This is a genomic window from Bradyrhizobium sp. WSM1253 (assembly GCF_000244935.1).
Lineage (GTDB): Bacteria > Pseudomonadota > Alphaproteobacteria > Rhizobiales > Xanthobacteraceae > Bradyrhizobium > Bradyrhizobium canariense.
The window spans coordinates 4180240-4194237 of sequence record NZ_JH600073.1 but is presented as its reverse complement, the minus strand read 5'-3'; the positions used below and the strand labels follow the sequence as shown (position 1 = coordinate 4194237).

The following is a 13998-nucleotide window of genomic DNA, read 5'->3' as shown; positions in this document are numbered from 1 at the left end:
CCAAATGACCGGAATGTGCACCGATGCCTTGTCGAGCCGGTGTTTCCTCCAAGCGCACCGAAGACCTCGCGTGAGGTCCGTCAGACGTCCGCTATCGGAAACACTTCCAGCTTGGCTAGCGATTTTTCCAGCAACGAGGCTTGACCTGTCCGTCGAGGGTCATTCCGATAGTTTTGAAGGTCCGCATCGGATGCGAAGCTGACGATGTGCATCTCGATGGTGCCATCCGGAGTTCGAAGCCGACGGTCCAGACGTCCGTTGAACTCGGGCAATAGCGGCAGAACCGCGCCCTTGTAGGCTCGAAAGTCCGCGATACCCTCTGCCGGTATTCGGGCCACGAGCACGACTGGTTTGCTTTGATGGGCCATCGCCGCCTGTCGACCGCACCGCTGCCATGATGCCATCATGCTCCTGTTTTGCCCGACGAGTCAAACAGGATTCGTAAAATCAGAAGCTTGAAAAAACCCAATGCCGACAACGTGCCGGCTACTGTGCATGGGGTTGTTTTCGCGTTTTTTGTTATCCGGCCCCAAACATCCCTACCGGACCCGTGTTGTTTCGCTCGAGCCGGGCTAGGCCCCCGCCTCAGCTATCCACCTTCAGCGCGGCAATGAAGGCTTCCTGCGGGATGTCGACCTTGCCGAACTGCCGCATCTTCTTCTTGCCTTCCTTCTGCTTCTCCAGAAGTTTTCGTTTGCGCGTGATGTCGCCGCCGTAGCACTTTGCGGTGACGTCCTTGCGCAGCGCGCGCACCGTCTCGCGGGCGATCACCTTGCCGCCGATCGCCGCCTGGATCGGGATCTGGAACATGTGCGGCGGGATCAAATCCTTCATCTTCTCGACCATGGCGCGGCCGCGCCCCTCCGCGCGGGTGCGGTGGACCAGCATCGAGAGCGCGTCGACCGGCTCGTTGTTGACGAGGATCTGCATCTTCACCAGATCGGCCGGCTTGTAGTCGGTGAGATGATAGTCGAACGAGGCGTAGCCTTTGGAGACCGACTTCAGGCGGTCGTAGAAGTCGAACACGACCTCGTTGAGCGGCAGATCGTATTTCACCATGGCGCGGGAGCCGACATACGTCAGCTCCTTCTGCACGCCGCGGCGATCCTGGCACAGCTTCAGCACGCTGCCGAGATATTCGTCGGGCGTGAGGATCGTGGCCTCGATCCAGGGCTCCTGGATCTCCGCGATCTTGACCACATCAGGCATGTCGACAGGATTGTGAATCGAGATTTCCTGCCCGTCGGTCAGGCTCATCTTGTAGATCACGCTCGGGGCGGTCGCGATCAGGTTGAGGTCGAATTCGCGCGACAGACGCTCCTGGATGATCTCCAGATGCAACAGCCCGAGGAAGCCGCAGCGGAAGCCGAAGCCGAGTGCGGCCGAGGTCTCCATCTCGTAGGAGAAGCTGGCATCGTTGAGGCGCAGCTTGCCCATCGCCGCGCGCAAGGTCTCGAAGTCGTCGGCGTCGGCGGGGAATAAGCCGCAGAACACCACGGGAATGGCCGGCTTGAAGCCCGCCAGCATCTCGGTGACAGGCTTCTTGTCGTCGGTGATGGTGTCGCCGACGCGGGTGTCGGCCACTTCTTTGATCGCGGCGGTGATGAAGCCGATCTCGCCGGGGCCGAGCTCGTCGACCTGCGTCATCTTCGGGGTGAAGAAGCCGACGCGCTCGATGTCATAGGCCGCGCCCGTGCCCATCATGCGAACCCGGCTGCCCTTCTTCATGACACCGTCGACGACGCGGATCAGCACGACGACGCCGAGATAGACGTCGTACCAGCTGTCGACCAGCAGCGCCTTCAGCGTCGCCTCGCGGTCGCCCTTCGGCGGCGGCAGGCGGGTGACGATCGCTTCCAGCACATCGGGCACGCCGAGGCCGGTCTTGGCCGAGATCATCACGGATTCGGAGGCGTCGATGCCGATGACGTCCTCGATCTGTTGCTTGACCTTCTCGGGCTCTGCGGCGGGGAGGTCGACCTTGTTCAGGACCGGAACGATCTCATGCCCCGCATCGAGCGCGTGGTAGACGTTGGCGAGCGTCTGCGCCTCGACGCCCTGGCTGGCGTCGACCACCAGCAGGGAACCCTCGCAGGCCGCCAGCGACCGCGAGACTTCGTAGGCGAAGTCGACATGGCCGGGCGTGTCCATCAGGTTGAAGATGTAATCCTTGCCGTCCTTGGCGCGGTAGGCGAGGCGCACCGTCTGCGCCTTGATGGTGATGCCGCGCTCGCGCTCGATGTCCATGGAATCGAGCACCTGCTCCTTGCCCGCCATTTCCCGGTCGGTGAGGCCGCCGGTCATCTGAATCAGGCGGTCGGCCAGCGTCGATTTGCCATGGTCGATATGGGCGACGATGGAGAAATTGCGGATGTTGGAAATGGGGACGGTCGTCATGGGCGCGGGATACCACTCACATCCCCGTGCGGCAACCATATTGCTGTATTTTCAGGGCCTTTGTTCACGCCAAGCTGATTCCACGAGAGGCCGAAACGCGCTACGCAACCTCTGATGTCCAGGCCCATGTCGACGACCTCGATCCCGTCTGCCCGAGCGCGCGCAAAGACCCGGGTGAGCTATGCCCGCTTTCGGGCCTGGCTGGTTGCCAGCGCGACCCGCCCCGAGGCGCGCCTCTGGCTGGTGATCCAGCTCGCCATCCTGCATGCGGTGCTCTGGACCTTCATCCTGATCAATCTCAAGGCAGCGCAGGACGTTCACATGGACGTCGCGGAAGCCTGGGGCTGGGGACAGAAATTCCTCTGGGGCTATGGCAAGCACCCGCCGCTGTCGGGCTGGGTCGCCGGGCTCTGGTTCACAGTGTTCCCGCCGACGGACTGGGCGACCTATGCGCTGGCGATGGCGACCGTCGGCACCGGTATGGTGATCTGCTGGCTCATCGCGCTGCGCGTCGTGGATGCGCGGCGCGCGTTCCTGGTCGTGGTGATGGTCGCGCTCTACCCGATCTTCAATTTCAAGGGTTTCAAGTACAATCCCGATCTGCTCCAGCTCGTCACCTTGCCGCTCCTCGTGCTCGCTTATCTCAATGCGTTCGAGAAGCGGAGCTGGCAATCCGGGATCTTGCTCGGCCTTGCCGGCGCGCTGGCGCTGATGACCAAATACTGGGTGCTGACCATGATCGGCGCCATCGGGCTCGCCGCGCTGATCCATCCGGAGCGGATGAGATTCCTGTCGTCGCCGGCGCCATGGGTTGCGATCGCGTCGATGATGGTGGCGATGATCCCGCACATCGTCTGGCTGGCGGACGCGCATTTCGTGCCGCTGACCTATGCGGGCGATACTTACAGCCTCGAGGACAGCGGCCAGGTGCATCAGCTGGTGGCCGGCTATGCCCTGCACAATGTCGCGCTGCTGGCATTGCCGGTGGCGCTGGCGGCGCTGGCGATGGCGCTGGTGCCACCTTGGTTCAGGCTGCTCCTGCGTGCGCCCTTGCGCATCGTCACGCGCGCCTGGGCGCGCGGCGCGAATGCGAGCGTGAACCTTTCGCAGGCGCGCAACGTCTGGATCATCCAGATCATCGTCGCGGTCGGACCCGCGCTCGGCGCGCTGGCGTTCAGCATCTACATGAAGACCGATTGGGGCATCTCGCTGTTCTTTCTGGTGCCGCTCTCGCTGGTCGCGATCCCGGCGTTGCGGGTGCAGAGTGCGGCGCTGTTCAACATTGTCGCGATCTGGCTCGTGCTCAGCGTTGCCACGCTCATTGCCTCGCCCTGGATCGCCGCGCGCGAGATGACGGCCAATGCCGGCAACACGGCGACTTATGGCGCGCGCTCGGATCTCGCACGCGAGCTGACGCAGGCCTGGCACGCGCGCTTCGCCTCGCGCTGGGCGGTCGTCGCCGGCACCATGGAGTCGATCCAGCCGATGGTGTTCTACAGCCCGGATCATCCGGCCGCGTTCACGCCGCTCGAAGCCTGGGGGTCCGGGTTGATTTCGCCCGATGACGTCAAGCGATACGGCTTCATCGGCGTGTTCGACCCGGCCGACGGCCGCCTGCCGGCGTTCGAGAAATGGGTGTCCGAAGTTGCGCCAAACGCCGAGCGCATCGTCATGACGACGCGCCGTTTCACCCACGGCAAGGCCGGTCCGTCGATGAGCTGGAACATCTACATCGCGCCGCCGGGGAAATGATCGAGGCGGAGCCGCCTAAATCCCTTCCTCGTTGAATTTGCTTTCAACGAGTTCGGTGATCGCCGCGAGCGCGGCTTCGGCATCGTCGCCGGAAGCGGCGACCGTGATGGTGGTGCCGGGACCGGCGGCGAGCATCATCAGGCCCATGATCGAGGTGCCGCCGACGGTTTCGCCGCCGCGCGTCACCCAGACCTGCGCGTTGAAGCGCTCGACGGCCTGGACGAACTTGGCGGAGGCCCGCGCGTGCAGGCCGCGCTTGTTGATGATCAGGAGGTCCTTGGAGATCGCGCCCGCGGGCACGCCCGTCCCGGCTTGCGGCGCCTCGTCGCTCATTTGCCGGCGAGGACGCGGCTGGCGATGGTGACGTATTTGCGGCCGGCTTCCTGGGCCATCGCGATCGCATCGGGGAGCGGACGCTCCTCGCGCACCTTGGCGAGCTTCACCAGCATGGGAAGGTTGATGCCCGCGAGCACTTCGACCTTCGGCCGGCTCATGCAGGATATTGCCAAATTGGACGGCGTGCCGCCGAACATGTCGGTGAGGATCGCGACGCCGTCGCCGGAATCGACGCGGTTAACCGCCTCGATAATGTCGCTTCGACAGAGATCGGAATCATCTTCGGCGCCGATCGTGATCGCTTCGATTTGCTTTTGTGGGCCCATGACATGTTCAAGCGCTGCCTTGAATTCGTCGGCAAGGCGCCCGTGGGTCACAAGTACTAGACCAATCATCGGAAAACTCCTCGCGGGCGCTTTTGGTGCACCGCACGAACGCGCCACTTTGACCATCCAGAGCCCCCGCGCAAGAGGGGATGTTGCGTATCTCCCTGAATCTAGACGGATGGATAAGGGGAGCTGCGCCGGTCTATTCGGTCGCGAGTGTGGGGTTCATATGGTTACCATTTCCCTTCAAACAATCGGCTGAAGGGTTAACGGAAGATGAACTCTTGGTAGTGGTCAAGGCCGCGACAACCAGAGGGAAGGGCAAATAGTCGCGGCCCACAGGTATTCGCGGTATTTCGACACCGAAAATGACTGTTTTCAAGGATTCTGCCGGCGGCAGTCGCTCCGCATCCGCGGCGTCCAGATCGACCACGAGGCCGACGGTCGCATGCTCCACAAAGTCGCAGCGGCGGATTCCCAGCCCCCGGATCTCGATCAGGCCGGCCAGGAGCTGAGCGGGGCGGACCTCAATTTCGCGGCCGAGTGTCGCCAGATGGACACGGTCATCACCGATCAGAACGGCCCTTTCGAGCACGCCGCTACGTCCCGCCATGATCAAATCGAAGGCAAGGCGCGACTTGCCGGAGCCCGAGGGCCCGCGGATCAGCACCGCCAGATCTCCAACCTTGACCGCCGAGGCGTGAATGCTGGGACCGCCGTCGCTCATAGCGCCGGCAGCCTCACCACGAAGCGCGCGCCGACAACACTCGGCGCTCCGTCCTCGTCCGCCGGGCCGGGGCGGTTCTCGGACCAGATGCGTCCGCCATGCGCGTCGACGATCTGCTTGGAGATCGACAGGCCGAGGCCGGAGTTCTGGCCAAAGCCCTGATGAGGTCGGTCGGTGTAGAAGCGCTCGAAGATGCGCTCCAGCGCGTCGTCGCGGATTCCGGGGCCGTCGTCGTCGACCACGATCTCGATCTCTCCGCGCACGCGGCGGCAGGTGAGGCGCACCTTGTTGCCGGGCTCGGAGAAGGACTGTGCGTTCGAGAGCAGGTTGGAGACCACCTGTCCGAGCCGCGAATCGTGGCCGGTCACGGCGAAATTGTCGGTCGGGCTGCGGCCCTCGAAACGCATTTCGACCGCGACGTCATGGCCGAGCTTGGTTTCATTGGCGACGGAGACGAGCGTCGTCAGCAGGCGGCGCAGGTCGACCGGGATCGCATCCTGGCGCTGCAGTTCGGCATCGAGACGGCTGGCGTCGGAGATGTCCGAGATCAGCCGGTCGAGCCGCTTGACGTCATGCTCGATCACCTCGAGCAGCCGCGCGCGGCTGTTCTCGTTGCGCGCCAGCGGCAACGTCTCGACCGCGGAGCGCAACGAGGTCAACGGGTTCTTCAATTCGTGGGCGACGTCGGCGGCGAACATCTCGATCGCTTCGATGCGGCTGTAGAGTGCACTGGTCATGTCGCGCAGCGCACCGGAGAGATGGCCGATCTCGTCGCGACGACGTGTGAAGTCGGGAATTTCGACCCGGGTCCTGATGCGGCGGCGGATCAGCTCGGCGCTGTCTGCGAGCCGGCGGACCGGACCTGCGATCGTGCTGGCGAGCAGCAGCGACAGCATGATCATGACCGCGGCGGCGACACCGCCCACCTTGAGGATCGCGAGGCGCTCCGCGGTGACCATCTGGTCGATGTCGTCGCCCTGCGTCGACAGCATCAGCGCGCCGTGGATGGCGCGCGAGCGCAGCACGGGGACCGCGACCGAGACGATCACTTCGCCGCGCGCATTGACCCGCACCATCGAGCGCTTTTGGCCCTGAAGCGCGTCGCCCACCTCCGCATAGCCATTGCCGTTCTCGGGGCCGAGCTCGCGATAGAGCGGCAGGTCGCCGCGATTGAGCCAAGTACGAACCGCGACCATGCCGCGTTCGACCATGCCCGGCTTCTCGGCGGAGACTGACGGCAGGGGGAAGCGCACCACGGTATCGAGGCTGCGGCTGTCGACCAACAGGCTGCCGTTCGGGTCGTAGATGCGGGCGCGCGTCTTGGTCGGCGAGATCAGCGTGCGCAGCACCGGCGCCACGCGCTCCGGATTGATCGGAAAATCCAGCGGGGAATACTCGTCCGACCCGCCATAGGTCTCGCCCGGCTTGAGGTCGAGCAACCGGTCGGGGTCGATGGTGATGGCGTTGGTCTGCACCGTCGCGGAGGCCGCGATCGCGCCGGCGATGATCTCCGCCTGCACCAGCAGGCTCTGCGCGCGCGCGTCGATCAGGCCGGCGCGGAATTGCGACAGATAGAGGATGCTCGCCACCAGCGCGACGAGGCCGGCGAGGTTGAGCGAAACGATGCGGCGGGTCAGGCTCGAGAAGGACAGCGCGAAGAAGAACTGCCCGGCGCGTTTCAGCCAGTTCAGCGGACGCCAGCCCCGCACGGCCGGCTTGTCATCGGCCAATTGATCCGGAGCGCCGCGGGCGGTGACGTCCTCGGCGTTCTGGTTCTCGTCAGGCTGCGTTCGGTCAAGCAATGCTCACGCCCGCGTTAGGACAGCTCGTGCGAAGGTCCCCGCATCCTAGAGCCATCCCGGTCCCGATGGAATCAGAACCGGCGATGCTCTCGGTCTTTCGTGGAGGCGCGCGCGCCTCAGGCTTCCTTGAAGCGGTAGCCGACGCCGTAGAGCGTCTCGATCATCTCGAACTCGTTGTCGACGACCTTGAACTTCTTGCGCAGCCGCTTGATGTGGCTGTCGATGGTGCGGTCGTCGACATAGACCTGGTCGTCATAGGCGGCGTCCATCAGCGCGTTGCGGCTCTTCACCACGCCGGGCCGGGTCGCGAGCGCCTGCAGGATCAGGAATTCGGTGACGGTCAGCGTCACCGGCTCATTTTTCCAGGTGCAGGTGTGCCGTTCAGGATCCATGCGCAGCAGGCCGCGGTCGAGCGCCTTGGCGTCGTTCTCCTTCGGCGTGACGGTCGGATCCTTCGGCGCCGAGCGGCGCAGCACCGCCTTGACGCGCTCGACCAGCAGGCGCTGCGAGAACGGTTTGCGGATGAAGTCGTCGGCGCCCATCTTGAGGCCGAACAGCTCGTCGATCTCTTCGTCCTTGGAGGTCAGGAAGATCACCGGCAGATCGGATTTCTGCCGCAGCCGGCGCAACGTCTCCATGCCGTCCATGCGCGGCATCTTGATGTCGAGGATGGCAAGATCGGGCTGGGTGGTGCGGAAACCGTCGAGCGCGGAGGCGCCGTCGGTATAGGTCATGATGCGGTAGCCTTCGGCCTCCAGCGCGATCGAGACGGATGTGAGAATGTTGCGGTCGTCGTCGACCAAAGCGATTGTGGGCATGAGCCTCTGCTTTCTGCTTTCCGTTTGGGTCGTGGCTTGAAAACGGCGAGCAATCCACTGATGCGCCGCATACATGGGTGCCGATGTTGGCATTCGAACCTTGTCACCGAGCAATGCAAGCTAGGCTGAAGTGTGACCAAGTTCCACGAAACACGGCAGATTCGCCGCATCTCGACCCATATCCGGGCCCCGGTTTACCCGAAAAAAGGCCCTCCATGCAACCACCTGACCCGAGAAAGCCGATGCAACCGACCTCCGATTTCGACCCCGGAAAGCTCGCCAAATCGCTGCTGCGGCGGTCACGGCAGGGGGCCCTGGCGACATTGATGGCCGGCAGCGGCGATCCCTATTGTTCCCTGGTCAATCTGGCGAGCCATCCGGATGGCTCTCCGATCCTGCTGATCTCAGGATTGGCCGTGCACACCAGGAACATCCTGGCCGACAGCAGGGTGTCCCTGATGCTGGATGAGCGGGCGGCGGGCGATCCGCTGGAAGGTGCCCGAATCATGCTGTCCGGCCATGCCGAGCCGGCCGATGCGGACAAGGATCTGCTCCGGCGACGGTATCTCAATGCTCATCCCTCAGCGGAGGCCTTTGTTTCCTTTAAGGATTTCTCCTTCTTCCGGATTCGGCCCACGGGAACCCATCTGGTCGCCGGCTTCGGCCGGATCGTCGATCTCAAGCCGAAGCAATTCCTGACGGACCTCACGGGCGCCGAGGAATTGCTGGCGGCGGAGCAGGGCGCGGTAGAGCACATGAATGCCGACCACCGCGAGGCCATGGGCCTCTATGCAACAAAACTGCTGGGCGCTGCCGCGGGCAACTGGCGCTGCACCGGCTGCGATCCGGAGGGCCTCGACATGCAGGACGGCCAGACCGCCTTGCGGCTGGACTTCCCGGAGCGGGTTACTGATGGCACCTTGCTGCGCAAGATGCTGGTTCGCCTCGCCGGCGAAGCGCGCACCAGGATGGACCAGAGCGCAAAAGATTGAACGCTGCTGCCCATCGCCGCGACCCAAGACCATAATTGGTCAGAAGGCGGCGGCGAGAGCGTCATGGCAGAATGGAATAGACTGACGCTGGTTGCGGGTTTGACGCTCGCGATCACCGCATCGTTTGTCACGCCCAGCCTTGCCCAGACAAGCCTTGCTCAGAAAGGTCTCGCCGCGGAGGGCGAGCGGATCAACGCACTCATGAGCGCCGGCAGATATTCGGAAGCACTGCCGTTGGCGCAAGGCATGGTCGCGAGCCTGGAGAAGAGCGACACCGGTCGCGACCTCGCCGCCGCGCTGAACAACCTCGGCCAGGTTCATGCCGGTCAGGGCCACGACGATCTGGCGGAGCCGCTCTACAAGCGCGCCATCATGCTGATGGAAAAGTCGCTCGGTCTCGAAACCCCGTTGATTGGAGCCGAACTGAGCAATCTCGCCGCGCTTTACCAGCGGCAGAGCCGCTACGCCGAGGCCGAGCCGCTGTTCAGGCGAGCGCTCGCCGTTCGCGAGAAGGGGCTGTCGCGCGAGCATCCCGATGTCGGGCAGTCGCTCAATAATCTCGCCACGCTCTATGTGAAGCAGCAGCACTATGCAGACGCCGAACCGTTGTTTCAGCGGGCGCTCGCGATCTATCAGAAGGCCGGCGGCCCCGAGCATCCGGCGGTGGCGACGGTCCTGAACAATCTCGGCCAGGTCTATCGCGATCTCAACCGCGATGCCGACGCGGAAGCGCCGATCAAGCGCTCGCTCGCGATCCGCGAGAAGGTGCTGGGACCGGATCATCCCGACGTCGCCCGCTCGCTGAACAATCTCGCAGGCCTCTACGAGCACCAGCAGCGCTACGGCGACGCCGAGCCGCTCTATCGCCGCGCGCTGCTCATCCGCGAACGCGCGCTTGGGCCTGATCATCCCGAGGTCATGACCTCGACCAGCAATCTCGCTTATTTCCTCTACGTGGCCGGGCGCACCGCGGACGCATTGCCGTTCGCGGAAAGGACGCTTCGGGGCGATCGCGCCCAGTTGCGCGTCGTGTTGCCGGTCCTGTTTGCCGCACGCCAACAAGATCTGCTGCCCGGCGACAAGGCGCTGGACGAGGCCCTCGCCGCGATCCAGCGCGGCACACAATCCTCCGCCGCATCCGCCGTGAACAAGCTCGCGGTTCGGCTTGCCGCCGGCAGCGACCGGCTCGCCGAGCTGGTTCGCCGGGACCAGGATCTTGCGGCTGAATCCGAGGCACTCGACAAGGCGATCGTCACCGCAGTGTCGAAGCAATCCGCGCAGCGCGATCTCGCAACCGAGCAGCGCAGCCGCGCGCGGATTGCAACGATTGCCAACGAGCGTGCGGGCTTGCAGAAGACGCTCGCGGTCGAGTTTCCCGACTACGCGTCGCTCTCCAATCCCCAGCCGTTGACGGCAAAGGACATCCAGCTGCTGCTATCAGCCGACGAAGCGATGGTGCTCTACTCCGTCGTCGACAAGCAGAGCTATGTCATCGCGATCACGCGCGAGGGCGTCGACTGGATGGCCATCCCACTCGGCGCGGATGCGCTGACGCAGAAGGTGACGGCATTCCGCAAGGGACTCGACGTCGGCAAGGCGCGCGATGCCTCCGGCAAATCCGGATTGTTCGATCTCGCGCTCGCCAACGAACTCCATGTCGCGCTGCTCGGTCCGGTCGAGGCGTTGACAATGGACAAGCGCAGCCTGCTGGTGGTGCCGTCGGCTGCGCTGACCGCATTACCGTTTCATCTGCTCGTCACCGAGAAGCCGCAGGCTGCGATCCCCGACACGCTCGAAGGCTATCGCAGCGCTGCCTGGCTGCTGCGGCGTCAGGCCGTCTCGGTGCTGCCGTCGGTGGTCAGTCTGAAATCGTTGCGGGCCTTTGCGCGTCGGGACCAAAGCGTGAAGCCGATGACCGGCTTCGGCGATCCCGTGTTCAATCCTGCACTGGAAGCGCCCGCCGAGCGGCGCGCCGCGAACGGCAAGGTCGCCGCGCGCAGCATCGCGACCATTGCCTATAGCGATTTCTGGCGCGGTGCCGGCGTCGATCGCGCGCGGCTTGCGCAGGCGTTGCCGCAACTGCCCGACACCGCCGACGAGTTGAACGCGGTGGCCAGGGATGTCGGCGCTGCCGAGGCCGATATTCATCTCGGCCGCGACGCCAGCGAGACGACGCTCAAGCGTGCAGCGCTTGCTCAATACGGCATCATCTACTTTGCCACCCACGGCCTCGTTGCCGGCGACATCAAGGGACTGGGTGAGCCCTCGCTCGCGCTCTCCATTCCCGATCAGCCGACAGAGCTCGACGACGGTCTCCTCACTGCAAGTGAAGTCGCTCAGCTCAAGCTCAATGCGGATTGGGTTGTGCTGTCGGCCTGCAATACCATTGCAGGCGACAAGCCGGGCGCCGAGGCTCTGTCGGGACTGGCGCGCTCGTTCTTCTACGCCGGTGCGCGCGCACTCCTGGTCTCGCATTGGGCCGTGGATTCGGAAGCTGCCACCCGCCTGACCACGATGACTTTCGAGCTGCTCAAAAACGAACCAAAAATGGGGCGTGCCGAAGCCTTGCGCCGCGCGATGTTAACCTACGTTGACGACACCTCGTCACCGCGCAACGCCTATCCTGCGATGTGGGGGCCCTTCGCGCTCATCGGCGAAGGCGCGGTAAGATAGGGTGGGCTTGGAATTTTCGCTGCGACTGTCTTCGGAATTGTGCGTCGCAACAACCTTGGGAAACGCCGAAGCGCGCATTTGGTTGCGCGATCATTGTCGATTGTTTGACGCACCTGCTCAGAGCTGACATGCGCGACGTTTGGCGCGGTCCTTGAATAAACCAAATCCTAAGGGATCAGCTTGGCAACGCCTGCGTTCATCAGTATTAGGTCGTTCCAACCGAGGCCGAACGGCCTGTAATCACGGTGACCGCGGCGGCGCCAAGCATGATCGCGCTGAGTGGGTTCTAGGAGGATTTTTCGTGCAAGAGACGGGCGTGCGCAACGGTGCCTTCGGCGCCGACAAATTCGGCTTAAAGAATCTCAAGCAGGTTCACTGGAACCTCGGTGCGCCGCAACTCTATCAATACTCGCTCTCCGCGGGCGAGGCGGTGCTGTCGGCCGATGGCGCGCTCTGCGCCGACACAGGCGAGTTCACCGGCCGCAGCCCCAAGGACAAATTCACGGTGCGTGATGCCACCACCGACAAGAAGATGTGGTGGGCCGGCAACCAGTCGATCACCGCAGAGCAGTTCGAGACGCTCTACCAGGACTTCCTCAAGCACGCCGAAGGCAAGTCGCTGTTCGCGCAGGACCTCTACGGCGGCGCCGATCCGGCATATCGCATCAAGACCCGCGTCTTCACCGAGCTCGCCTGGCATTCGCTGTTCATTCGCACGCTGCTGATCCGCCCCGAGGCGGTCGAGTTATCGAGCTTCACGCCAGAGCTCACCATCATCGACATGCCGAGCTTCCGCGCCGATCCGAAGCGCCATGGCTGCAAGTCGGAGAACGTCGTCGCGATCGATTTCGCCCGCAAGATCGTGCTGATCGGCGGGTCTTATTATGCCGGCGAGATGAAGAAGTCGGTCTTCACCACACTGAACTACTATTTGCCCGAGCGCGGCGTGATGCCGATGCATTGCTCGGCCAATGTCGGCGCCAAGGGCGACGCCGCGATCTTCTTCGGCCTGTCCGGCACCGGCAAGACCACGCTGTCAGCCGATCCGAACCGCACGCTGATCGGCGATGACGAGCACGGCTGGGGCCCGAACGGCGTCTTCAATTTCGAAGGCGGCTGCTATGCCAAGTGCATCAAGCTGTCGCAGGAAGCCGAGCCCGAGATCTACGCCGCCTCGACCCGCTTCGGCGCAGTGCTCGAGAACTGCGTGCTCGACGAAGACACCCGCGTGGTCGATTTCGACGACGGCTCAAAGACCGAGAACACGCGCTCGGCCTATCCGCTCGAATTCATCCCGAACGCCTCGCGCACCGGTCGCGCGCCGCAGCCGAAGAACGTGGTGATGCTCGCCGCCGACGCCTTCGGCGTGCTGCCGCCGATCGCCAAGCTCTCGCCGGCGCAGGCGATGTATCACTTCCTGTCGGGCTACACGGCGAAGGTCGCGGGCACCGAGCGCGGTCTCGGCAATGAGCCGCAGCCGGAATTCTCGACCTGCTTCGGTTCGCCCTTCCTGCCGCTCGACCCCAGCGTCTACGGCAACATGCTGCGCGACCTGATCGCCCAGCACAATGTCGACTGCTGGTTGGTCAACACGGGGTGGACCGGCGGCAAATACGGCACCGGCTCGCGCATGCCGATCAAGGTGACGCGCGCGCTGCTCACCGCTGCGCTCGACGGCTCGCTTCGCAACGTCCAATTCCGCACCGACAAATATTTCGGCTTCGCGGTCCCGACCGCGCTGCCGGGTGTGCCGAGCGAGATCCTCAATCCGGTCAACACCTGGAAGGACAAGGACGAGTTCGACAAGACCGCCCGCGCGCTGGTCGGGATGTTCCAGAAGAATTTTGCCAAGTTCGAAGCCCAGGTCGACGCCGAAGTCCGCGCCGCTGCACCGGACGTGAAGCTCGCGGCGGAGTAAGATCGCCGCGCTTGAAATCGAAAGGGCGGCCGCGAGGCCGCCCTTTTTTATCTTTCCTTCTCCCCTTGCGGGAGAAGGTGGCGCGAAGCGCCGGATGAGGGGTTCTCTCCGCGCGTTCAACCGCAAGAGAAGCGCTCGCGGAGAGAACCCCTCACCCGTCTCGTCGCTTCGCGACGAGCCACCCTCTCCCGCAAGGGGCCTGTTGCGCTATTGGCTTTTGAGGCTGAAGACGTCGAGAGAGAAGGTCTGGGTCGCGA

11 protein-coding genes are annotated in these 13998 nt (G+C 64.0%); 4 read left to right on the top strand and 7 right to left on the bottom strand.

What is annotated here, in order from left to right; all coding sequences use genetic code 11:
* Positions 1-80 precede the first annotated feature (80 nt).
* Together BRA1253DRAFT_RS21370 and lepA are read right to left on the bottom strand one after the other, a co-directional pair.
* Positions 81-368 carry a hypothetical protein gene (locus BRA1253DRAFT_RS21370; RefSeq protein WP_007597756.1) on the bottom strand — a complete coding sequence of 96 codons (288 nt, stop codon included), beginning with the start codon at positions 366-368 and terminating at the stop codon, positions 81-83.
* A gap of 217 nt (positions 369-585) precedes the next feature.
* Complete coding sequence (gene lepA / locus BRA1253DRAFT_RS21365; RefSeq protein ID WP_007597755.1) at positions 586-2397, bottom strand: translation elongation factor 4; 1812 nt, start codon at positions 2395-2397, stop codon at positions 586-588.
* A gap of 126 nt (positions 2398-2523) precedes the next feature.
* On the opposite strand from lepA, the gene BRA1253DRAFT_RS21360 reads away from it, so the two are divergent.
* Positions 2524-4149: a glycosyltransferase family 39 protein gene (locus tag BRA1253DRAFT_RS21360; protein ID WP_007597754.1), complete on the top strand. Its 1626-nt coding sequence runs from the start codon at positions 2524-2526 to the stop codon at positions 4147-4149.
* Between the two features lie 15 nt (positions 4150-4164).
* Here the strand turns inward: BRA1253DRAFT_RS21360 and BRA1253DRAFT_RS21355 are convergent, their stop codons facing one another.
* From BRA1253DRAFT_RS21355 to BRA1253DRAFT_RS21335, 5 genes are all read right to left on the bottom strand, one after another.
* Complete coding sequence (locus tag BRA1253DRAFT_RS21355; protein WP_007597753.1) at positions 4165-4482, bottom strand: HPr family phosphocarrier protein; 318 nt, start codon at positions 4480-4482, stop codon at positions 4165-4167.
* Complete coding sequence (locus tag BRA1253DRAFT_RS21350; RefSeq protein ID WP_007597752.1) at positions 4479-4880, bottom strand: PTS sugar transporter subunit IIA; 402 nt, start codon at positions 4878-4880, stop codon at positions 4479-4481. Before BRA1253DRAFT_RS21350 ends, BRA1253DRAFT_RS21355 begins: the two co-directional genes overlap by 4 nt.
* Positions 4881-5013: 133 nt before the next feature.
* Entirely contained in the window at positions 5014-5538 is a 525-nt protein-coding gene (locus BRA1253DRAFT_RS21345; protein ID WP_007597751.1) for an HPr kinase/phosphorylase, read from the bottom strand.
* Positions 5535-7340 carry a sensor histidine kinase gene (locus BRA1253DRAFT_RS21340; RefSeq protein ID WP_007597750.1) on the bottom strand — a complete coding sequence of 602 codons (1806 nt, stop codon included), beginning with the start codon at positions 7338-7340 and terminating at the stop codon, positions 5535-5537. Before BRA1253DRAFT_RS21340 ends, BRA1253DRAFT_RS21345 begins: the two co-directional genes overlap by 4 nt.
* Before the next feature lie 116 nt (positions 7341-7456).
* Entirely contained in the window at positions 7457-8158 is a 702-nt protein-coding gene (locus BRA1253DRAFT_RS21335; protein WP_007597749.1) for a response regulator transcription factor, read from the bottom strand.
* Between the two features lie 242 nt (positions 8159-8400).
* Between BRA1253DRAFT_RS21335 and BRA1253DRAFT_RS21330 the strand changes: the two genes are divergently transcribed.
* The 3 genes from BRA1253DRAFT_RS21330 to BRA1253DRAFT_RS21320 all read left to right on the top strand — a co-directional run bounded on the left by BRA1253DRAFT_RS21330 (position 8401) and on the right by BRA1253DRAFT_RS21320 (position 13741).
* Positions 8401-9150: a HugZ family protein gene (locus BRA1253DRAFT_RS21330; protein ID WP_007597745.1), complete on the top strand. Its 750-nt coding sequence runs from the start codon at positions 8401-8403 to the stop codon at positions 9148-9150.
* Positions 9151-9213: 63 nt separating this feature from the next.
* Positions 9214-11823, top strand: coding sequence for a CHAT domain-containing tetratricopeptide repeat protein (locus BRA1253DRAFT_RS21325; RefSeq protein ID WP_007597744.1), 2610 nt, complete (start codon positions 9214-9216; stop codon positions 11821-11823).
* A 301-nt stretch (positions 11824-12124) separates the two neighbouring features.
* Positions 12125-13741: a phosphoenolpyruvate carboxykinase gene (locus BRA1253DRAFT_RS21320; RefSeq protein WP_007597743.1), complete on the top strand. Its 1617-nt coding sequence runs from the start codon at positions 12125-12127 to the stop codon at positions 13739-13741.
* Positions 13742-13998: the final 257 nt, after the last annotated feature.